Origin of the sequence: Selenomonas ruminantium subsp. lactilytica TAM6421, from assembly GCF_000284095.1 — a bacterium.
GTDB classification, from domain to species: Bacteria; Bacillota; Negativicutes; order Selenomonadales; family Selenomonadaceae; genus Selenomonas_A; species Selenomonas_A lactilytica.
In genome coordinates this window covers 1,655,453-1,677,802 of record NC_017068.1, presented here as the reverse complement: position 1 = coordinate 1,677,802, position 22,350 = coordinate 1,655,453, and the positions used below count along the sequence as shown (strand labels likewise).

Below are 22,350 nucleotides of genomic sequence, written 5' to 3'. Positions count from 1 at the left end.
TCTGATTGGAGGAATCTTTATGGCAACTTATGTTGTAGGTGTCGTTTTGGCTATCGCCTTGTTCTTCGCCCTGCGGCATGTGTATAACAACTTCCGCACGGGACATAATGATTGCTGCAGCAGCAGCGAATGCAGCTGCGGATGTTCAGGATGCCATAGCCATAAATCGTAAGCTATTGCTATAGCAAAGAGCCCGGGGCCAGGTGACGAAAAGACGTTGCCTGGCCCTGGGCTTTTATGGTTGGAAAATAAGAAATTTTCCGTGCATAAAATGGCATAACGTGTTATACTATAAGGGCTTTCCGCAGGGAGAGCCTTTTATTTTTGGTTTTCATGGATTTGTATGGGGAGATTATATTTTGAAAGTATGGCAAAAGATTTTCTCGATATTTATTGGCATATGTATGTTGGTGGTGCAGCTGCCAGTGGCGGCTGGTGAGGGTGGTGAGCCGGACATCACGGCGCAGGCCGCCATCATCATCGAGGCGTCCACGGGGCGTGTGATCTGGGAGAAGAACGCCGACGAGCGTCTCTATCCGGCCAGCATGACCAAGATGATGACGGGAATACTGGCCCTGGAGCAGATGAATCTGCGTTCCGATATCACTATGTCCAGTGCGGCGGCGCATACGGAATCTTCGCCCTTGGGCGTGTTGACAGGAGAGCGGATTCGTACTGATGAACTCTTGAACGGAATGTTGCTGGAATCTGATAACGGGGCGGCGGTGGCCTTGGCAGAAGCTATGGCCGGCAATGTCCAGTCCTTTGCCGGTATCATGAATGGCAAGGCGGCAGAACTGGATATGAAGGACACGCATTTTGTCAATCCCAACGGACTGACGGAGGCCGGTCATTATTCTACGGCCCGGGATATGGCCAAGCTGGCCCGCTATGCCATGCAGAATAAGGCCTTTCGGGAAATCGTGGAGCAGCCTCAACGGGTAATCCGTTGGGAGTCACCGAAGAATAAATCCTTCCAGGCCCATAATACCAATAAACTGTTGGGTAAATATACGGGTATGACCGGCATCAAAACTGGCTGGACGCAGGCGGCAGGCGGCTGTCTGGCTGCAGGGGCCAAACGCAATGGCGTGGAATTGATTGTGGTGCTGATGAAAGCGCCCACATTGGATGACCGTTTCACGGATGCGGCCAAACTTCTTGATTACGGCTTTGAGCATGTGAAAATAACCAAGGCCCTCTCCAGGGAGCGGGTGAGCCGCAGGGCCTGGGTGACCAATGGCCAGCAGGCTTCGGTGGATCTGTATCCCGCCCGGGATATCAATTTCCCGTTGATCAATGGCGAGGATAAGAGCCATTATTCCCTGGTCTATCATGTGCCCAAAGTTGTAGAGGCTCCATTGAAGGCAGGTACGCCTGTGGGGCAGATCGTAGTTCGCTATAACGGACAGGATGTGGAGCATGTGGACATGCTGGCAGAGAACGTGAATAGCGGTTTCAGTTTCGGCTCTTTCTTTGTGAAGATGTTTTCCTGGGTATTGAAATTGGTATAATGAAAAATTTTTTAAGCATTCCAGGGGATTAACAACCCCCTGGGGGGCTTAAATTTTTGCAGAAATGGGAGTAAACTAGGAAACAGGGAATGGGGATGAAGAGGAGAGAGCTTATGAACAACAATATGCAGCAGGAAATTTTCACTTATGATCAGGATGCCGTCTTGACGGATCTGATTGAGGCTTATTGGGATGAGCGCAGCCGTGACTTCAGCAGATTGCGGCTGAAGGAGCTGGCCGGGCCTTGTGCTGCCGCTTGGCGCAGCTATCTGGCAGAAAAGCTGGCGGCAGCAGCTTCCCTGAAGATTTTGGATGTGGGGACAGGTGCGGGGTTCTTTGCCATCCTGCTGGGGAGTTTGGGGCATCAGGTTACGGGAATTGACATGTCAGCGGATATGCTTCATCAGGCTAAGCAGAATGTATTGGCAGCAGGCTGCAGGGCAGAATTCCACAAGATGAATGCCCAGGCGCTGGATTTTGATGATGAGGTTTTCGATGTGGTGATCAGCCGCAATCTGACCTGGACGCTGCCGGATGTCATGCAGGCTTACCGCGAGTGGCAGCGCGTATTGAAGCCAGGCGGCAGGCTCTTGAATTTTGATTCGGATTATGGGCTGATGACTTTTTCCCGCAAGGAAGATCAGGCCGATGTCCATGCCAATATCCGTCAGGAATTGGTGACGGAATGCAATGATATCAAAGATGAGCTGCGGATCAGCAGTCATCGCCGCCCTGCATGGGATGCTGAGTTCCTGCGCAGCCTGGGCATGAAGGTGACGCTGGAAGAAGACATTGCACCGCGGGTGCGCGTGGATGCAGCCATGAAATTCGATACTCTTCCTTTGTTCGGCATCATAGCGAGCAAATAACATACATACGCAAGAACCGCTTCTCAAGGCTCAGAGAGGCGGTTCTTTGTGTTATATTCTATTCGGTTGCCGTTTCTGTATTTTCTGCGGGCGGATTCTGGGTGATCATGATCTTATCGATGCGGGCGCCATCCATATCCACGACTTCAAAGGTGAAATCCTGCCAGTTGATGCGTTCACCGGCCTTGGGGATATAACCAAAATAGGAGGTCAGAAAACCGCCCATGGTCTGGTAATGGTCGTGATCTTCGTCGGGCAGTTCCTCAATGGAGAAGCGCTCCTTGAAATCATCGATATCGTAGAGCCCGTCCACGAGCCAGCTGTTCTCATCCCGGGGGGTGATCTGGGCCGTGTCCTCTTCATGGGCCGCGAAGGATTCCCCGGCGATTTCCTGCAGGATATCGTCCATGGTCAAAAAGCCAATCACGCCGCCGTATTCATCCAGCACCATGGCTTCATGGATGCCTGTGGTATGGAACTGCTGGAGCACCCGGAAGGTTTCCATGGAGCGGGGGATGAAAAGGGGCTTGCGGATATACTGGGAAAGATCCAATACCTCATGGGCCAAAGTGGCATTGAGCAGATCCTTGGCATAGAGCACGCCGCAGAAATCATCGAGACTGTCCCGTCCCACGGGGAAAATATCCTGGGGCGTTTCCCGGATCAGCCGCATGTTCTCCCAAAGGGAGTCGGACAGATCCAGCCAGAGCATCTGGGTGCGGGGCGTCATCAGGGCATAGGCGGTCTGGTCGCTCAGGTGGAAAATCCGATCCACCATGGCCTGCTCGGTCTTTTCAAAGGTGCCGTCCTCGGTGCCCTGCTCAATGAGATCCTTGACCTCATCTTCGGTCACGGTGTCGTCGGCTTCCGGATTGATGCCAAAGATCAACAGGATCATATTGGCGGAGCCGGACAACAGGGAGACGAAGGGCCGGGTGAGCTGGGCCAGCGTCCACATGATACCATTGTATTTCAGGAGCATTTTTTCCGGATTGTGCAGGGCCGTTTTCTTGGGCAGGAACTCCCCGAGCAACAAAGAGATATAGGTAATCAGCAGGATGCTGATGACAAGTGCCAGGGAATCTGCCTGGGGAAGTGGCAGCAGCGATGCAATCATGGGCGCCAGCAATACACCTGTGCAGACGCCGATCAGGATGCTGCTCATGGTGATGCCAATCTGGGACAGGGACAACATGCGGTCGGCCTGTTCGAGAAGCTCCAGTGCTTTTTCTGCGGCGGTATCGCCATCTTCCTGCATTTTTTCCAGTTTGCTCTTATGGCTTTCGGTAATGGCGGTTTCCATCAAAGAGAAGAAACCCAGGGTAAAGAGAAAAATAAACATTAAGGCCAGTAATAGGCCCGCGTCAGAATTATCCAACGTAAAGTCACATCCTTAAAAAACTATAGTATAAGAAATATTCTATCATAGACAGTGGGAAAAACCAATGCTAAAGTTATTTCTTCGTGATATTTGCTAAATTTCGCAAAAATCGTTATAATAGAGAATAATAGAAAGTGAATCATAGTTTTCCAAAATGAACCAGGAGGCGGTATTTATGAGCACTATCCTTTCCTACAAGGGGAAAACACCTGTTATGGGCAAAGATGTCTTCATGGCGCCATCGGCTACGGTGGTGGGGGATGTGGAAATCGGTGAAGGCACAAGCTTGTGGTTCAATGCTGTGGTACGCGGTGATTTCCAGAAAATCACCATCGGTAAAAACTGTAACATTCAGGATAACTGCACCATCCATGTGATGGCGGATGAGTCTACGGAAATCGGCGATAATGTCATTGTGGGGCATAATGCCGTGGTGCATGCCAAAAAAATCGGCAGCAATTGCCTGATCGGCATGGGCTCTATTATTCTTGGTTATACGGAAATCGGTGATAATGTGGTCATCGGTGCAGGCACCCAATTGACGCAGCACAAAAAGATACCGTCCAATTCCCTGGTTTACGGCAATCCGGCCCAGATCATCCGGGCCCTGCGGGAAGATGAAATCGAAGCTTTGCAGGTTTCGGCGGAGAATTACCGGCAGGTAGCGGAAATCTACCAGACGGAACTGGATAAAATCAACAATAAATAAGCAAGGGGTTAAGTTAGACATGGAAAAAACATTGGTACTCATCAAACCGGACGCATTTGCCCTGCATTACAGCGGCGATATCATCAAACGGTACGAAGAAGAAGGCTTCCGCATTGTAGCCATGAAGATGCTCAAGATGGATGAAAGATTGGCTTCCATCCACTATGCTGAACATATTGGGCGTCCTTATTATGGCGATCTGGTGGGCTTTATGACATCGGCGCCGCTGATTGCGCTGGTCCTCGAAGGCGAGAATGCCATCGCCCGCGTCCGTGAGCTGCACGGCAAGACCAATCCGGCAGAAGCTGCCGAAGGCACGATCCGCAAGCTCTACGCCACCAACGGCCGCCGCAATGCGGTACACGCCTCCGACAGTCCGGAAAGCGCCCAGCGGGAAATCCATATTTTCTTCAATGAAACGGAAATCCTCGATGGCGAGTACCATGTGATGGAATAATTTTTAGCAAGAAGGTCCGCAGATGCGATTTATCTGCGGATCTCTTTATTTTCTGTCCATAAACTTGTATTTTCGTTTGAAATTCCCCCGTCAGTTGTGATATCATTAACAGTGACGGATTAAAGGGGGAGTGCGATTTTGCTGGTACTCACGCGGAAAGCACAGGAAGAAATCATGATCGGCGATAATATTGTGGTAAGTATCGTCAAGGTCAGCGGAGGAAAAATCAAAATAGGCATTACCGCACCGCCAGAGATTTCCATAAAACGCGAAGAAGATCCACAGAAATTCGACCGGCAGGCCCAGGCTCGTGCAGCGCAGGAGCCACAGGGAAATGCCATGAAGGTAGCTGGTCACAGCATTAGCAAGCAGGCGGCTGAAACCGCTGTAATATGAGGAGGAATTTTTCTTTATGAGAAGCGCAAAACCTATTTATACCATTGGTCATCGCAATCCGGATACGGACTCAATCTGCTCCGCCATCGGTTATGCTCATCTGAAGCAGGCTATGGGGGAAAACGTCGTTCCCGCCAGAGCAGGCAAAGTCAATGCGGAAACCAAGTATGCTCTGGAGCATTTCCGCGTGGAACAGCCGCTGCTGTTGGCTGATCTTTATCCCCGGGTAAAAGATGTGATGCTGGACAGCCAGATCGTAGTGCGTCAGCATGATACGCTGCGTCGTCTGGGTGAGGTTATGCGCGAACATGATCTGCGTTCCGTACCGGTTACGGACAGCAAGGGCGTCATGGTGGGCATCGTGACGGTTTCCGACCTGGCTAAACGTTACTTCCAGGAACTGGGCATGCAGAATCTGGCCGATATGCGCGTGCGCTATCGTGATGTGATTGCCGCTACCGACAGCAAGGTGCTGGTTTCTGGTGAGGAAGGCGACTTCATCAAGGGCAATGTACGCATTGCCGCTGGTTCCATCAGCATGATCCAGAACATCATCAGCGAAAATGACGTAGTGCTCGTAGGCGACCGTCATGATGAAACGCTGATTGACATCGTGAATCAGGGGATTTCCTGCCTGATCGTGACGGGCAATGGCCGTGTTTCTGCGGACGTTATCGAAGCTGCTGAAGCCAAGGGCATGTTCGTTCTGTCCACGCCGTATGACACGTATACGGTGGCCCGCCTGATCAATCAGTGCGTGCCCATCCGCCGCATTATGCATGAGAATCCGGTCTGCTTCAAGCCGCTGGATATGCTCTCCGATATCAAGGGCACGATGGATGAGACCAACTACCGCAACTATCCGGTTGTCGAGAACGGCAAGCTTGTGGGTATCGTAAGCCGTGACAACCTCATGGTTCCGGAGCGTGAGCAGGTTATCCTCGTGGATCACAATGAACGTGGTCAGGCCGTAGAGGGCATCGAAGAAGCCAAGATCGTGGAAATCGTGGATCATCATCGTCTCGGCGGCATCCAGACCAGCGAGCCGATCTTCACCCATGCTGAACCCGTTGGCTGCACGGCAACCATCGTGGCTAATATGCATTGGCAGAAGGATATCGATATCCCGGCTTCCATCGCCGGCCTCTTGCTGTCGGCTATCATCTCCGATACGGTGCTCTTTAAATCCCCGACCTGCACGGAATACGACAAGAAGACGGCTTACCGTCTGGCTGAGATTGCAGGCGTGGACATCAACGAATACGGCATGGAAATGCTCAAGGCCGGTTCCGGCATCGGCGATATGACGCCGGCTGAGATCGCCAAGAACGACCTCAAGGAATTCCAGATTGGCGATTACCGCATCATAGTGAGCCAGATTTCCGTAATGGACACTAAGGAAGTCATGGACCTCGAACCGCAGCTGATTGAAGCCATGCAGAAGATTTGCGACCATGATGGTTTCGATATGAGCCTCGTGATGGTTACGGATATCCTCGAAGAGGCAACGTACCTGCTCTTCACGGGTTCCCCGAAGACGCTGATTGGCGAAGCCTTCAAGAAGGATGCCAGCGGCACCCATGTATATCTGCCCGGCGTCATGAGCCGCAAGAAGCAGATTATCCCGCCTCTTTCTGAAGCGGTTAAATGCATCAGCAAATAATTTTATGGTTTGACCTGTTATAAAGGAAGCACCGCCTCTTACATCTGTCAGAGGCGGGCTTTCTGTCTTATGTAAGGACAAGGAAAAAGAGAAAAAGAATTTTGGAGGACTATTTTGGATATTTTTGCAGGACTGAATCCCGCCCAGAAACAGGCGGTTGAGCATACGGATGGACCACTTCTCATTATGGCTGGCGCAGGTTCCGGCAAGACCAAGGTGCTGACATGCAAGATTGCCAATCTGCTGGCCAAGGGCGTGTCTCCCTGGAGCATTCTGGCCATCACCTTTACCAACAAGGCTGCCACTGAGATGCGGGAACGCGTGGACCGCATGATCGGCGAGGGGGCCAAGGATGTGTGGCTCTCCACCTTCCATTCCTTCTGTGCCAAATTCCTGCGGCGGGAAGTCGAAGCCACGGGCATGTATAAGCGCAACTTCGTCATCTACGACAGCAGCGACAGTCAGGTGGTCATCAAGGAATGCCTGAAAGAACTGAATCTGGATCCCAAACAGTATGCACCCGGTGCCGTGCAGAATGCCATTTCCAACGGCAAGAACCAGCTTATGGGCCCCAAGGCCTTTGAACGGGATGCGGATAATTTCTTCCAGAAGAAAGTGGCAGAAGTCTATGCGCTCTATGCCAAGAAACTCCGGGCCAACAATGCTATGGACTTTGATGACCTGCTGATGGTATCCGTACTTCTCTTGGAGGAGCATGAGGAAATCCGCGTAAAATACCAGAACCGTTTCAAATATATCCTGGTGGATGAGTATCAGGACACCAACGGTGCGCAGTATCAGCTGACGAAAATCCTGGCGGCCAAGCATCATAATCTCTGCGTCGTGGGTGATGCGGACCAGTCCATCTATGGCTGGCGCGGTGCGGATATTCGCAACATCATGGACTTCGAGCAGGATTACCCCGAAGCTCGCACTATCAAGCTGGAGCAGAATTACCGTTCCACCAAGAATATCCTGGCGGCAGCCAATGCCGTGATTGAGCACAACATCAACCGCAAGAAGAAAGACCTTTGGACGGAAAACGCCACGGGGGAGAAGCTGACCATCTATGAAGCCCGGGATGAACGGGATGAAGCCCAGTTCATAGCCACCACGGTGAACAAGCAGAAGACACTGTTCAATACATCCTATGGCGATATGGCGATCCTTTACCGCACCAATGCCCAGTCCCGTGTCATCGAGGAAATGTTTATGCGCAATGGCATTCCCTATACCATGGTGGGCGGCTTGAAATTCTACGACCGCAAGGAAATCAAGGATATCCTGGCGTACCTGCGGGTGATCTACAATCCGCTGGATACGGTCAGCCTGTTGCGCATCATCAATGTGCCTAAGCGGGGCATCGGTGCCAGCACCATTGCCAAGCTCACGGAATATGCGGATTTCAACGGGCTGACACTGTTCGATGTGATGTCCAATCTCGATGCGGTGGAAGGGCTGACGACCAGAGCCAAGCGACCGTTGGAGCTCTTTGCTACCTTCATCTTCCAGTTCATGGGCTATCAGAGCAATCTGCGTTTGGATGATCTGATTGAAAAGGTCTTGGAAGAGTCCGGCTACATCAAGGAATTGCAGGATGAAAAGAAGCCCGAGAACGAAAGCCGGATTGAAAACCTCAAGGAATTCATCGGTGTGGCCCGGGACTTCCAGAAGGCAGAGGACAATCCGACGCTGGAAAACTTCCTGTCCACCTTGTCCCTGGTATCGGATATTGACAATGCGGAGCTGGAAGATGACCGCATCACGCTCATGACGCTGCACTCGGCTAAAGGTCTGGAGTTCCCCACGGTCTTCATGGTGGGCATGGAAGAGGGGCTTTTCCCGCATTCCCGTACGCTTATGGATGAAAATGAGATCGAGGAGGAGCGCCGTACCTGCTATGTGGGCATCACCCGTGCCCAGCGCAAGCTCTATCTGACCTGCGCCCAGCAGCGTACGATTTATGGCAAGACCAGCGCATCTACGCCGTCGCGGTTCCTGGATGAGATTCCCGCGGAATATACGGAGCGCCTGGTACCCCGTGTCAACGCCTATGGCTTTGCCAATGCCAACCACTATGGTGCCCAGCAGCGCAGCGGTACCATGACTTTCCGCCCCTCTGCCAGCCAGATGGGCAACGGCGCGAACTTCTCCGACAAGGCTAAGTCAGCGTTGGAAGTCATGAATTCCCTGCAGAAGCGCGGCGTCAATGTCCAGCCTCAGACCGGCGTGATCCGTCCCGATACTTCCGTACAGTGGAAAGTCGGGGATAAGGCCCAGCATGGCAAGTGGGGCGTAGGAACCGTCGTTTCCGTTAAGGGCGAAGGTGAAGAAGTCGAGCTCAAGATCGCGTTCCCGGGCCAAGGCGTGAAGGGGCTTATGCAGAAATATGCGCCCATCAGTAAGGTATAACATATTGGCATCGTAGGCGCTGGGCAGAAGGGGATAACTTTCCTTCGCTTAGACAAAAAGCGTCAAACGCTACGGAAAGCCATCCCCCTCCGCCCGGCTTACTGCGGACTATCAATATCAAGAAGGTGATATAGTGTCACAAGATTTAACACGAGAAGAACATTTAGCAGCAATTAAGAAAGCCGACCGCGAATACTATGAATTGGACGATCCAGTGCTGGCTGATGAAGAATACGATGCCCTGCGCCGGGATTATATCGATAAATACGGCGCCGAGGATCTGAACTATGTGCCCGGCGGCGCTACCGGTGATTTTGATAAGTTCACCCATCCCAGTCCGGTGACTTCGCTGAGCAAGTGGACCAAGGGCGTGGATGATGAGGCTGATCTGGTCAAGAAGGTCGGAGAACTCTGGCCGGTAGTGATCCAGCCGAAGTTTGACGGTCTGACTGTCGTAGCTTATCCGAATGCCGATGGTTCCTGCCGGTTTGTCACCCGGGGCTTAGGCGGGCGGATTGGCGAAGTCCTGCCGAATTTCATCAGCGCCTATGAAGGCCCTGGTGTCAATAACAGCGGCTATGCCGTCCGCGGTGAGGTCTATATCACGCAGGAAAATTTTGCCAAGATGAATGAGGAACTTATGGCTCATGGCGATGAACCCATGAAGAACATGCGCAATGCGGCAGCAGGACTTCTGCGCCGCAAGGAGCGCAGTCCCTATGTGGATTATCTGAGCTATGTCTGCTATGAGCTTCCCGGGGAGGATGTAACGCCGCAGGAAGCCCGGCAGATCATTTCCTCCCATACGGAATTCAAAGTGACTTCCATGCAGGAACTTGCATCGCCGAATAGTGCCTTAGAAGAGATCGAGGCCTACTATGATGCGCTGAAGCTGCAGAATACCATTCCCATCGATGGCATCGTAGTCAAAAGCGGACAACGGAACAGCCTGGAAAAATTCGGTTTCACGGCGCATCATCCGCGCAATGGCTTTGCCTATAAGGCCCTGTCGGAAAAATTCGTGACCGTGGTGCGCGATGTTATCTGGCAGATGGGGCGGCGCAAGGCTACGCCGGTAGCCATTGTCGATCCCGTAGAGATTGATGGTGCTACGGTAACCCGCGCTTCGCTTCACAATGCGGCAATGATAAAGGAATTGGGACTTTCCATCGGAGCTAAGGTGGAAATCCATAAGGCCAACGAGATCATTCCCCAGATTACCAAGGTGTTGGAGCCGGGGAATACTGAGATTACGTTGGCTGTCTGCCCTTCCTGCGGCGAACCCCTGGAGGAGATCAACGGCCAGCAGTTCTGCAACAATCCGGCCTGCGACGAGCGCATCGCACAGGATATCGCCTTTGTGGGCAGCAAGGATGTGCTGAATATTGACGGCCTGTCCATTGAGACCGCCCGCAAGATGGTAGCCTATTGGAAAGAGCAGTATGCGGCGGTGAAGCCTACCTATACGATCCTCTTCAGCTTCACGGCGGAAATGCTGGCGAAACTGGAGGGCTTTGCTGAAAAATCGGCGGAGAAGCTTTATAACAGCATCACGGCGGCCAGCCAGGATGTGGAGCTGCCGCGCTTTATCAAGGCGCTCTGCCTGCCGGGGATTGGCACCGATGTGGGCAAGATCCTGGCAGATCGCTTTGGCAGCATCGAGGAAATCAATCAGGTCATTGCTGAGGCCGAGGAGCCGCAGGCCATGCTGCAGGAAATCAATGGGATTGGCCCCAAGACGGCAGAAATGCTGACCTCGAATAAATTCACCATGGCGGTAAATATGCTGGAGCGTCATGTGACCATTGCTCCCTATGCCAAGCAGGAAGCTCCTGCAGGGGAATATGCGGGCAAGATCTTCGTCCTGACCGGCAAGATGGCCAAGCCCAGAAATTATTATGTGGAGCTGATTGAAGCCGCCGGTGGCAAAGAAGGCAAGTCCGTCAGCAGCAAGACAGATTATCTGGTGATCCAGGATGTAAACAGTACCAGCGCCAAGGCAAAAAAAGCCCGGGAAGTCGGTACACAGCTCATAAGCCCGGAAGAATTGGAAAATATGCTGCATTGATTGCAAAAAGACCTCAAGGGAAATTTCCCCTGAGGTCTTTTATTTGATGGCATAAAAAACACCTGCCAATCATCGGAAAAGCAGGTGTTGTATAGACAAAAATGGTGCGCTCGGCGGGAGTCGAACCCACGCTTTCAGCTCCGGAGGCTAACGTCCTATCCACTGGACTACGAGCGCAACAACAGGTATTATATTAGCATACATATTCTGATTTTGTCAATAGTTTTAAGCATTTTAGTTTAATTTTATTGGTCAAACCCTTTCTGCGGGACATATAGGGGGATATATGATATAATAACAACGTATATAATTCGTAATTCAATGGGGGGATTAACTATGCCAGTAAAAGCGATTAATTTACAAGACACATTCCTCAATCAGGTGCGGAAGGAAAATATTGAAGTGACGATTCACCTTGTCAATGGCTTTCAGATTAAAGGCAAAGTAAAAGGCTTTGATAATTTTACGGTAGTTCTCGATGTGATGGGAAAACAGCAGATGGTGTATAAACATGCGATTTCCACCATCACGCCGGCTAAGCCCGTAAATTTTGCAGCAAAAGAAGAAGGTTGAGTTGAAGACGGGCCTTCCCCAGCGGGGAAGGCTTTTTCATTGATGGTCTGAGGGAGTTTGGCATGAGATTACGAGGCTTTGAGATTGTCAGCAGCTGGCAGGAGCGGGATATTCACCTGCCGCAGAGAAAAACTGCGGCCAGTGCTGGTTATGATATAGAGGCGGCAGAAGATGTAACGGTAAAGGCTGGCGGGACGGTGTTGGCAGCTACGGGGCTGAAAGCCTATATGCAGGCTGGCGAGGTCCTGACGCTCAATATCCGTTCCAGCATGGCGGTGAAACATCAGCTGCTCTTGAGTAACAGTGTGGGCATTGTTGATGCGGATTATTATAACAATCCGGACAATGAAGGTCATATCATGGTGGCGCTGACCAACCTGGGGCAGGAGGATTTCCAGATCCATAAGGGCGACCGGATCGCCCAGGGGATTTTCCTGTCTTATCTGACTGTAGATGCGGATATGGCAGGTGTTGGCGCTAAGCGTCAGGGCGGTTTTGGCTCTACGGGTACAGGTGATTGAGATGGCAGAGGAACTTGATTTGTTTTCAGCTGCCGCAGCCAATAACAGCGGCAATGCCAGTGGCGCTGGGCAGCGGTTTGCACCTTTGGCCCAGCGCATGCGGCCAAGGAATTTTCAGGAGTTTATCGGTCAGCAGGAGGCTGTGGGCGGCGGCCGGTTCCTGCGGCAGATGATTGAGAAAGACCAGATTTCCTCCATGATTTTCTATGGGCCTCCGGGCACAGGCAAGACCACTCTGGCTCAGATGATTGCGGGCATGACAGGCAGTGAGTTCAAGAAGCTCAATGCAGTGGCGGCAGGTATCGGCGATATCCGGCAGATTGTCAAGGAAGCCGATGATGCCCGGAAGTTTTATCAGAAGCGCACAATCGTATTCATTGACGAAATCCACCGCTTCAATAAGAGCCAGCAGGATGTGCTGCTGCCCTATGTGGAGGATGGGCGGCTGATACTGATTGGCGCCACCACGGAAAATCCGTTCTTTGAGGTCAATCATGCCTTGTTGTCAAGGGTGCGGATTGTGCGGCTTTATCAGCTCACCGATGGGCAGCTGGTCAAAATCCTGCGGCAGGCTCTGATGGATAAGGAGCGGGGGCTTGGTGCCCAATCCATAACCGTCAGCGACGAGGTTATGCTGGCTATGGCCCAGCTGGCTGGCGGCGATGCCCGCATGGCGCTTAACATCCTTGAAGGCACGGCTTCCATGCTGCCGCTTACGGGCGGCGAGATCACATTGGATATGGTGCAGGAGATTCTCGGCCAGCGGGTACAGCGTTATGATAAGACCGGGGACAACCATTACGATACGGTGTCGGCCTTTATCAAGAGCATGCGGGGCAGTGATCCGGATGCGGCCCTGCACTATCTGGCGCGTATGCTGGCTGCCGGGGAAGATGTGAAGTTCATTGCCCGGCGGGTGGTCATCTGCGCCTCCGAAGATGTGGGCAATGCTGATCCCATGGCGCTGGTGCTTGCCATGAATGCGGCCAATGCGGTGCAATTTGTGGGTATGCCTGAGGCACGGATTATTTTAGGGCAGGCGGTAAGCTATATCGCTTCGGCGCCTAAGAGCAATGCGGCCTATATGGCCATCGATGCGGCACTGCAGGATGTGCGCGGCAGGAATTGCGGGGCGGTGCCTATGCATCTGCGGGATGCTCATTACAAGGGAGCGGCCAAACTCGGTCATGGGACGGAATATATCTATCCCCATGATTATCCGGATCATTTTACGGAGCAGGCTTATCTGCCCAAGGAAATCCAGGATGCCCATTACTATCAGCCAAGTGATAACGGCCAGGAAAAGCGCTTGGGGGATTATTTGCGTCGGTGCTGGCCAAAGCGGTTTTAGGGAGTGTAATAGATGAATAGTGACGAGCTGGGGAAAAAACTATTTGAAGTATTAGGCGGGCGGGAGAATATCATCCATGCCTATAATTGCATGACACGGCTGCGGGTACAGCTAAGGCAGAAGGATGAGGCGTTGCTTACGGCAATCAAAAAAGTGCCGGGGGTTATGGGCATCCATGATGCCGAGGAAGAGCTGCATATCATCCTGGGGCCGGGAACGGCCACGCAGGTAACAACAGTGGTCAACGAATTGTTGGGGAAAAGTTCCAAGCCCAAAATCGGCGACGGCAAGGAACTGCACCAGCAGATCCGGCAGCGCAATGCCACGCCGGCAAAATTGCTGCTCAAAAAGATTGCCAGCATCTTTATCCCGTTGATTCCGGGCTTTATCGCTTGTGGTCTGCTTACGGGGATATTGGGTGTGGCAGCGAAGGTCTCGCCGGAGGTGGTGGATTCGTCCATCTGGCAATTGCTGGCTGTGGCGGGCAATGCAGTGTTCTGGGGGATGAATCTCTTTGTGGGCTATAATGCCGCCAAGGTATTTGGCGGCACGCCGATTTTGGGCGGAGCACTCGCGGCTTTGATCAGCCATCCGGGACTGGCGAATGTCGTTATCGGTGGGGATAAGCTGGTTCCCGGCCGTGGCGGCGTGATTGCCGTGATCTTGGTGGCCTTTATTGGAGCATGGCTGGAAAAGCATCTGCACCGTTTGGTGCCGACGATTTTTGACTTGTTCCTGACACCACTTTTGTCCTTTTTGTTGGCCGGCATGGCGGCAATCTTTGTCCTGCAGCCCTTAGGCGGCATGATTTCCACGGCTATCGGTACGGCGGCTACGGGAGCAGTGGGTTCCGGCGGCGCGGTGGTGGGCTTTATCTTGGCCGGCATGTGGCTGCCCATGGTCATGATGGGGATTCATCAGGCCCTGACGCCCATCCATGCAGATCTGATTGCTCAGTATGGCGTGACCATCCTGCTGCCGATTCTGGCCATGGCGGGAGCCGGTCAGGTAGGCGCAGCCATAGCGGTCTATGTCAAGAGTAAGAACGAGTTTCTGCGGAAAACCGTGGTCTCGGCTTTGCCCGTTGGTCTGATGGGGGTGGGAGAGCCTTTGATTTACGGCGTTACTCTGCCTTTGGGGCGGCCCTTTATCGGCGCTTGTATCGGTGGGGCTTTTGGCGGCGCCGTGCAGGCACATTTCATGGTGGGCGCTTCGGCCATGGGCATATCCGGTTTGCCGCTGGCGGGGACGACCAATAATATTCCGATTTACCTGCTGGGCATTGTCGTTGCCTATATCGCCGGTTTTATTGCCACATATCTGCTGGGATTTGATGATCCCGCTGAAGAAAAGGAGTCGTAACTAATCCATGATCGATTTGCAGAAATTAAGCACGGAAAGACGCAATCCGGCCACCGCTCATATTGATGAACTATCCACCTTATCCATGCTGCAGGTTATCAATGAGGAGGATAAGAAGGTCGCCCTAGCTGTGGAAAAGATCCTGCCGGAGGTTGCCAAAGCCGTGGATGTGATTACAGATAGGCTGTCAAAGGGCGGGCGGCTCTTCTATATGGGAGCTGGCACCTCCGGGCGGCTGGGCATCCTCGATGCCTCCGAGTGCCCGCCTACCTATGGCGTGGAGCCGGAACTGGTACAGGGGCTGATTGCCGGGGGGATCCCGGCTATCTTCAAAGCACAGGAAGGGGCTGAGGACAGTCCGGAGCTGGGGCAGAAGGATCTGCGGGAAAAGGATTTTTCAGCCAAGGATGTGCTGGTGGGTATCGCGGCTTCCGGGCGTACCCCCTATGTTATCGGCGGCCTGCAATATGCAAAGGATGTGGGGGCGGCAACGATCGCTCTGGCCTGCTCACCGGAGCCGGCCATCGGTGACTTTGCCGATATCGTGCTGGTGCCGGTTACCGGGGCCGAGGTGGTCACAGGTTCCACCCGCATGAAGGCGGGCACGGCACAGAAATTGGTGCTCAATATGTTGTCCACCGGCACCATGATCAAATTGGGCAAGGTCTATGGCAATCTGATGGTGGATGTCAAAACCTCCAACAAAAAGCTGGAGGAGCGGGCACGGCGCATTGTGATGGAGGCCACAGGCTGCAGCCGGGAGGAAAGCATCGCGGCACTTATGGAAGCGCAGGGCAATGCCAAGCTGGCCATCTTTATCCATCTGACGGGTACGGATTTTGCCACGGGACAGGAATATCTGGGCAAGGCTCATGGTCATTTGGGCGCAGCGCTGCAACAGAGGGGGGTAGGCTGATGGAAAATGGCATTTCGCTTTATCCGGGACTGGACAATACGCTGGCAGAAAATCTGCAGCTGCTGGAAGCGGCGGCTGCCTGCGGCATTCGCCGGGTGTTCACGTCCCTGCATATTCCCGAAACCGACACGGCTGTGCTGAAAAAAGAACTGGCCACCCTTTTGCAGGCGGCCAGAGAACACGATATGGAGATCATTTCCGATATTTCCCCAAGAACCTTGGAAATGCTGGAACTGCCGGAATTCAGTCTGGAGGCTTTCCAGAAGCTGGGAATCACTACCCTGCGGCTGGACTATGGCTATGAGCCAGAGCAGATTGCTCAGCTCAGCCATAACGAAATGGGCATACGTTTGCAGCTTAATGCCAGCACGGTGACGGAAACGATTTTGACGGCGCTGAAAGAAGCAGGAACGGATTTTTCACATATCGATGCCCTGCATAATTTCTATCCGCGGCAGGGCACAGGTCTTAGTGAGTCGGTCCTGTGCAAAAAAAATGACCTGCTCAAAGAAGCAGGGATAAAGGTGGGAGCCTTTGTGCCCAGTCATGGCAAACAGCGGGGGCCGCTGTTTGAAGGCCTGCCCACATTGGAAGCCCATCGCCTCTGGCAGACGGACAGGGCAGCCCGGCATATGGCAGCCTTGGGGGTGGATTCAGTGTTTTTGAGCGACAGCTTGCCCCTGACCTCTGAATTACAGGTTTTGGGCAGATTGCATGCCGATGAAGTGGCGGTAGAGGCAACTTTCTTAACCGAAGATGCGGTGCAGCGGGAGCTTTTACGGCATACTTTTACGGCCCGGGAGGATGAAGCCCGGGATGCCATCCGCGCTCAGGAAAGCCGGGGGCTGCTGCAGGGGACGGTGGTGCCAGAGAACAACAAGGAACGCCGGCGGGGGGCCATTACCATCGACAACAAGGATTATCTGCGCTATATGGGCGAGCTGCAGATAATCAAAAAATCCCAGCCCCCTGATACACGGGTGAATGTAGTGGGGCGGGTGGCCGAATGTGAACTGTTCATGCTGAAATACATAACGCCAGGGCGCAGGTTTTCATTTGTATGCTCGTGATGGCATTATGATAAAGAGATGCCCCCGCTAGTGGAGACTTATTCCTGCGCTAGTACGCGCGAGCGTGTAAATCGCTTAGGAATAAGTCTCCACTGGCGGGGGAAGTTCAATTTTGATGCTTTATTGTTGTGGATCTTGTGCGAGGATGGGGGCCAGTTCCTGTTCATCCGGCGTGATATAGAGGGTTTTCTGGTTGGTGAAGATCACAAAACCCGGTTTGCTGCCGGAGGGTTTCTTGACATAGCGGATTTCCGTGTAGTCCACGGGAACTTTGGAAGAGCCCTGAGCCTTGCTGAAGTGGGCGGCAAGGCTGGCCGCCAGCAGGATGGTGTCTTCGTCCAGTTCTTCGCCTCCATTGCGCAGGATGACATGGGAGCCGGGGATATTCTGGGTATGGAACCAGGTGTCGTTGAAGCTGGCTGTCTTGCAGGTCAGCTTGTCGTTCTGGTAATTGTTCTTGCCCACAAGGATCTGCATGCCATTGGGAGCGGTAAAGCGGAAGGGATGGGAGGGCTTGTCGTTGTTCTTGCGCTTGAGCTTCTCCCGCAGGTAGCCGCCTTCCACCAGTTCATTATGGATTTCAGCGATTTCGCCTAAGCTGGAGGAGGCATTAAGGGATGTGTCAATGCTTTCGAGATAGCTGATGGAAGCTTCGCATTCCTGTCGCTGTACCTGCAAAAGTTCCTGGGCGCGTTTGAGTTTGTCATATTTTTTGTAGCAAAGCTGCATATTCTGGATGATGGTGAAACGCTGGTCGAGGGGAATCGTGATTTCCTCGCCGGTTTCACTGTAGATATTGACCACGGTGATTTCAGCATCTTCATGGTCATTATATTGATACTGATAGGTCATAAGGTTGTCGCCGCGGATTTTGTATTCCTCGGCATTTTCGGCGGCGGCTATTTCCTCATCGAGCTTCACCAGCTTGTTTTCGGCGCGGTGCAGTTCGTTCTTCACGAGTTTCTTGAAGCGGTCCTTATCGGGCAGCACATAGCTGCCGGCCAGTGCGCTGGCCTTTTCGAGCATGGCGCTGATGGTATCGAAGTCCAATGTGACAGCCTGGGGCAGATAGTGGAGGGGGAAGGAGGCCATGGCCAGCACTTTCTGGTTTTCGTCCATCAGGATTACGGGCTGGGCTTCTTCACTGCTGGCGGCCTGGCGGATTTCGGCCAAAGCCTGCTCGATGGAAGTAAAGTCAGCTTCGTCCAATGTATTCAACCTGGTGCTCGGAGCAAAGCCCGCGCAGAAGCAGACTTCCTTAGCTGACACGGGGCCAAAGCCCATGCAGGCGCCCAGGATGGCCTTGTCAAGGCGTTCTTCATGATCTGCTTGTTTGATTCGCTCTATAACGGCAGGCAAATCTGCGGTGAAGAGGTCGAGTTTATCCTGGCCCGGCGGCAGTTCATAGGCATCACCGGGCAGCACTGTGCGCACACGGCTGCTGTTGCTGCCAATCTTGCGCAGGGCATCGATGATAGTGCCATCCTGCACGAGGATGATATTGCTGTATTTGCCCATGAGTTCCATGACGAGCGTCTTGGTCACGATCTTGCCGCCCGCGGCAATGGAGTCCACATCCATCAGGATCAGGCGATCCAGGCCATGCTGGCGGATGGCGGCGATGCGGCCGGTTTCCAGCTGCTTGCGGAGAACCATGCAGAATACGGGCGGTTCGGGCGGATTTTCCAGATTCTTGGCCATGATATGGGCGGCAGGATTCTGGGAATTGATGCTGATATGCAGTTGATGGTTTTGCCCCGGCTGGCGGATGGACAGGACGATGGATTGTTTATTGGGTTGGGTGATCTTATCGATGCGGCCCCCGGCAAGCTTGTCATTCAGCTCGCGCACGAGAGGACGCATGGAAAAGCCGTCAAGACTCATAGTGGTAAATCTCCTTGTATTACGAAATATAGATTAAATCATTATACTTTAGATTTTAGATGCGGGGAACGGTCAAACCTCAGCGAAATACAACTGGCGGATGTTTTGGGCTGCTTCCCGGATATTGGTGGGACGCACATGGACGCCATAACCGATGAACAACGGCGGTGTGGCAAAGCGCGGCACGATCTTTCCATAGATTTGCCCGGCCAGCTGATAGAAAAAGATATTGTAGCTTTGCACGCGTCCCTTGTGGAATTGACTGGTCAGATAACGCGTGCCGGTTTGCAGGAAATGAGCCATAGCCTGGATGGCGCAATCGCTTTCAATTTCCTGTGGTACGATATTCAGTTCCCAGAAGCCAATCCGCGGACTCGTGGAAATATTGAATTCCACATTATGCTCCGTGGTAATGATTTCACCGGAAAATTCCTCCGGGTAAACCTGCAGGGGCTGATTTAGATGGGGGAAGGCCACGATTTGCATATGGGGATGCCGGATTGTGCCCCCGGACAGGGGGCCATAGTTTTTGAAGAAGACCACATCCGCGTATTTTCCGGAATGCAGCATTGCCTGCCAGTGATGAAGGCCAAAGCGCAACAGTCTTTGCATATGTTCGGGGCTGTAATCCGGGATATCGCTCTGGCAGATGTCGCTTTCAATCAGCACGAATTGTTCTGTGCCGGCAAGGACATTATATTTATTGCGCAGGAGGATGATGGGGCCATCGGTCGCTATGATGTCGGTCAGTTCCTCGGGATGACAAAAAGGACAGTAGTTATCCGGATGACGGATGGTCTCCGGTTTCTGCCGTCCGATTTTCATATCAAAGTCGATGAGATTATATGGTAAAGCCATGATTTTTCCTCCCTGGTGCGCCCGTCGTTAAGTCCTAGTTTAGCACAGTGATTCTGGAAAAACAATGAAGGATGAGATTCGCCGATTTTTTACAAAAATTTATGAATCGAGCGATAATTTTAGCAGGAAAAATTTACCCTCCTGTCGTATAAGAAAAGCAAGTCTAGTGAGGTGTATAGGAAGTGCATAAAGGAGATGAGGGAATGGGCGGATTATTAGACCGGCTCAATGTCAAACAGAAGATAATGGTATCCGTGTCGGTGCTCTTTATCTTTGTGATGGCAGTGCTGGGACTTGTGCTGGATGGTATCATCACCGACAGCCAGATGAACAATTTTGAGGAAGAGGCAGATCTGCAGTCTACACAGGTGGATAATGCGATGGATCTGTTCCTCATTGGCTTGCGGGATGGCCTGGTGAATATGGCCAATGATCCGGTACTCAGGGCGGGCGGCGAAATCACCCGCTATATGGATGAGGCCGTAGCTGCTACGGCAGCTTCCGATGGCAATATCGCCATGGATCCGCAGGCAAAGGGCGGCTTTGAGCTGGCAGCTTATCAGGTCTTCCAGCGCTTTGGCGAATCCCATAAGGCCACCGTATCGGTAATCAGCTATGGTACGACGGATGGCGGTTATCTGCAGTATCCGGCCGTGAAACGCAAGAAGGGCTATGATTCCCGCAAGCGCGACTGGTTCAAGGAAAGCATGGCCGATGTGAGCAAGGTTCGCATCACGAAGCCGTTCAAGACTTCCAAAGGGACGCCGACCGTTGGTATCTTCGCGACGGTCAAGGGGATGGATGGCCAGCCTTTGGGTGTTCTGGGGCTCAATATCGATTTGCCGGTGGTTACGGATATGATTTCCGAGATCAAGGTGGGGGAGACCGGCTATATCATGATGTTGGATGCGGATGGCGTGATTATCGCAGATCCCAAACATCAGGATGCAGCCTTCAAGAAACTGGCGGAAGCAGAACTGGGTGAGTTGTCCAACCTGGATACGGCCAAGAGTCTCAAAGGCCTGCGGGAAGTGAATCTGGATGGCAGCAGCAAGATGGTCAATACCTATGTTTCGGAAAAGACCGGTTATCGTTACCTGACCATTGTGGATCGTTCCCAGCTCATGCAAAACGTCAATCACATGCGTATGATTCTGGGCGGTGTTTTGGTCGTTGCTCTGCTTTTGATCTTTGCGGCTACCTATTTTATCTCCAATCTCATCGTATCCCCGCTCAGAGGCCTGCAGGCTTCGGCAGAGCGGCTGGCCGATGGCGATTTGCGTAATAACCAGCTCGCTGTTGATTCGGATGATGAAATCGGCACGCTGGCGCAGTCGTTCCATAAGATGACGACGGAACTTACTACACTTTTGAAACAGATCAAGGGCAGTGCCGATGAAGTATCCAACTCTTCCGGTCAGATGTCCAGCGGCGTAGAGCAGGTGGCTGAAACCATCACCCACGTAGCTGAACAGGTCGGTGATATCGCGGAAGCTGCCAGCCATCAGAGTGAGACCATCAATAATGTCGTGGGCAATATACGGCAGATGACGGAACATGTCAACGGTATTGCCGATAAATCGGCCAATATCAGCAAGACTTCCGGTATGGCCGGTGTAGCGGCCAAAGAGGGTGTTGCCGCCATTGAAGCAGCGGTAGAACAGATGAAGGTTGCGCATAAGACGGTCGTGGAATCCGCAGCAAATGTGGATGAACTGGGCAAGAGCTCCGAACAGATTGGCGAAATCATCAACACCATCCAAAGCATTGCCGAACAGACCAATCTTCTGGCACTGAATGCCGCTATCGAAGCAGCACGGGCCGGTGAACAGGGCCGCGGTTTCTCTGTTGTGGCTGATGAAGTCCGTAAACTGGCTGAGCAGTCCTCCGAAGCTGCTACGGAAATCGCGCAGATGATCAGTGGCGTGCAGCAGGTGACCAAACGTGCCGTGGAATCCATGAATGTGGGTACGGAACAGGTCAGCACCAGCGGTCGCACGGTTGTCGAAGCCGGTGAGAAATTCCGCCAGATTGCTTCGCATATCGAAGAAGTGGATAATCTGGTCAAGGATGCGGCACATAGTGCTTCTCGGGTAGCCGATGACAGTGTGAGCGTACTGCGGGATGCTGAAGATGTGGATGAAACCACCAAGCAGATCACCCAGAACATCGCGTCCATCTCGGCGGCAACCGAGGAACAGTCTGCTTCCATGGAAGAATTGGCTGCTTCCAGCCACAGACTGGCTAATATGGCAGAAGAACTCCAGAAGGAAAGCGCAAGGTTTAAATTCTGATTGTTATAGCAAACTTTGTGTAAAATAAGAAACGTGCAGTGAAATCGGATCA

19 protein-coding genes and 1 tRNA gene are annotated in these 22,350 nt (G+C 52.7%); 16 read left to right on the top strand and 4 right to left on the bottom strand.

Going from position 1 to position 22,350, the window contains the following annotated elements; all coding sequences use genetic code 11:
* The first annotated feature begins 19 nt into the window (after positions 1–19).
* The 3 genes from SELR_RS18650 to SELR_RS08185 all read left to right on the top strand — a co-directional run bounded on the left by SELR_RS18650 (position 20) and on the right by SELR_RS08185 (position 2,383).
* Positions 20–172 (top strand): FeoB-associated Cys-rich membrane protein, encoded by a 153-nt coding sequence (locus SELR_RS18650; RefSeq protein ID WP_102013420.1) that lies wholly within the window; start codon positions 20–22, stop codon positions 170–172.
* A 187-nt stretch (positions 173–359) separates the two neighbouring features.
* Positions 360–1,514: a D-alanyl-D-alanine carboxypeptidase family protein gene (locus SELR_RS08190; RefSeq protein WP_014424748.1), complete on the top strand. Its 1,155-nt coding sequence runs from the start codon at positions 360–362 to the stop codon at positions 1,512–1,514.
* 113 nt (positions 1,515–1,627) lie between these two features.
* On the top strand, positions 1,628–2,383 hold the full coding sequence (locus tag SELR_RS08185) for a class I SAM-dependent methyltransferase (protein WP_014424747.1): 756 nt from the start codon (positions 1,628–1,630) through the stop codon (positions 2,381–2,383).
* 58 nt (positions 2,384–2,441) lie between these two features.
* On the opposite strand, the gene SELR_RS08180 is transcribed toward SELR_RS08185, so the two are convergent.
* Positions 2,442–3,761: a hemolysin family protein gene (locus SELR_RS08180; RefSeq protein ID WP_014424746.1), complete on the bottom strand. Its 1,320-nt coding sequence runs from the start codon at positions 3,759–3,761 to the stop codon at positions 2,442–2,444.
* Positions 3,762–3,939: 178 nt separating this feature from the next.
* Between SELR_RS08180 and SELR_RS08175 the strand changes: the two genes are divergently transcribed.
* The 6 genes from SELR_RS08175 to SELR_RS08150 all read left to right on the top strand — a co-directional run bounded on the left by SELR_RS08175 (position 3,940) and on the right by SELR_RS08150 (position 11,469).
* A complete protein-coding gene (locus SELR_RS08175) occupies positions 3,940–4,473 on the top strand; it encodes a gamma carbonic anhydrase family protein (protein WP_014424745.1) in 534 nt (177 codons plus the stop codon).
* 19 nt (positions 4,474–4,492) lie between these two features.
* On the top strand, positions 4,493–4,930 hold the full coding sequence (gene ndk / locus SELR_RS08170; RefSeq protein WP_014424744.1) for a nucleoside-diphosphate kinase: 438 nt from the start codon (positions 4,493–4,495) through the stop codon (positions 4,928–4,930).
* Between the two features lie 138 nt (positions 4,931–5,068).
* A complete protein-coding gene (locus tag SELR_RS08165) occupies positions 5,069–5,326 on the top strand; it encodes a carbon storage regulator (protein WP_014424743.1) in 258 nt (85 codons plus the stop codon).
* Between the two features lie 16 nt (positions 5,327–5,342).
* Entirely contained in the window at positions 5,343–6,989 is a 1,647-nt protein-coding gene (locus SELR_RS08160; protein WP_014424742.1) for a putative manganese-dependent inorganic diphosphatase, read from the top strand.
* 114 nt (positions 6,990–7,103) lie between these two features.
* Positions 7,104–9,401 carry a DNA helicase PcrA gene (gene pcrA, locus SELR_RS08155; protein ID WP_014424741.1) on the top strand — a complete coding sequence of 766 codons (2,298 nt, stop codon included), beginning with the start codon at positions 7,104–7,106 and terminating at the stop codon, positions 9,399–9,401.
* A gap of 133 nt (positions 9,402–9,534) precedes the next feature.
* A complete protein-coding gene (locus SELR_RS08150; protein ID WP_014424740.1) occupies positions 9,535–11,469 on the top strand; it encodes a helix-hairpin-helix domain-containing protein in 1,935 nt (644 codons plus the stop codon).
* A gap of 102 nt (positions 11,470–11,571) precedes the next feature.
* Here the strand turns inward: SELR_RS08150 and SELR_RS08145 are convergent.
* Positions 11,572–11,646, bottom strand: a tRNA-Arg gene (locus tag SELR_RS08145).
* A gap of 159 nt (positions 11,647–11,805) precedes the next feature.
* Between SELR_RS08145 and hfq the strand changes: the two genes are divergently transcribed.
* The 6 genes from hfq (at position 11,806) to SELR_RS08115 (ending at position 17,262) form a co-directional block, all read left to right on the top strand.
* Positions 11,806–12,042 carry an RNA chaperone Hfq gene (gene hfq, locus SELR_RS08140; protein ID WP_014424739.1) on the top strand — a complete coding sequence of 79 codons (237 nt, stop codon included), beginning with the start codon at positions 11,806–11,808 and terminating at the stop codon, positions 12,040–12,042.
* A gap of 62 nt (positions 12,043–12,104) precedes the next feature.
* Positions 12,105–12,563 (top strand): dUTP diphosphatase, encoded by a 459-nt coding sequence (gene dut / locus SELR_RS08135; protein WP_014424738.1) that lies wholly within the window; start codon positions 12,105–12,107, stop codon positions 12,561–12,563.
* Position 12,564: 1 nt separating this feature from the next.
* A complete protein-coding gene (locus SELR_RS08130; RefSeq protein ID WP_014424737.1) occupies positions 12,565–13,914 on the top strand; it encodes a replication-associated recombination protein A in 1,350 nt (449 codons plus the stop codon).
* Positions 13,915–13,926: 12 nt separating this feature from the next.
* Positions 13,927–15,276, top strand: coding sequence for a PTS transporter subunit EIIC (locus SELR_RS08125; protein ID WP_014424736.1), 1,350 nt, complete (start codon positions 13,927–13,929; stop codon positions 15,274–15,276).
* Between the two features lie 7 nt (positions 15,277–15,283).
* On the top strand, positions 15,284–16,192 hold the full coding sequence (gene murQ, locus SELR_RS08120; protein WP_014424735.1) for an N-acetylmuramic acid 6-phosphate etherase: 909 nt from the start codon (positions 15,284–15,286) through the stop codon (positions 16,190–16,192).
* The gene (locus tag SELR_RS08115; RefSeq protein ID WP_014424734.1) at positions 16,192–17,262 is read left to right on the top strand and encodes a DUF871 domain-containing protein; all 1,071 of its coding nucleotides are present in this window, start codon (positions 16,192–16,194) and stop codon (positions 17,260–17,262) included. Before murQ ends, SELR_RS08115 begins: the two co-directional genes overlap by 1 nt.
* 120 nt (positions 17,263–17,382) lie before the next feature.
* On the opposite strand, the gene SELR_RS08110 is transcribed toward SELR_RS08115, so the two are convergent.
* A complete protein-coding gene (locus SELR_RS08110) occupies positions 17,383–19,146 on the bottom strand; it encodes an Rqc2 family fibronectin-binding protein (protein WP_014424733.1) in 1,764 nt (587 codons plus the stop codon).
* 72 nt (positions 19,147–19,218) lie between these two features.
* Positions 19,219–20,004 (bottom strand): DUF4931 domain-containing protein, encoded by a 786-nt coding sequence (locus SELR_RS08105; protein ID WP_014424732.1) that lies wholly within the window; start codon positions 20,002–20,004, stop codon positions 19,219–19,221.
* 203 nt (positions 20,005–20,207) lie between these two features.
* On the opposite strand from SELR_RS08105, the gene SELR_RS08100 reads away from it, so the two are divergent.
* Entirely contained in the window at positions 20,208–22,298 is a 2,091-nt protein-coding gene (locus SELR_RS08100) for a methyl-accepting chemotaxis protein (RefSeq protein WP_014424731.1), read from the top strand.
* Positions 22,299–22,350 lie beyond the last annotated feature (52 nt).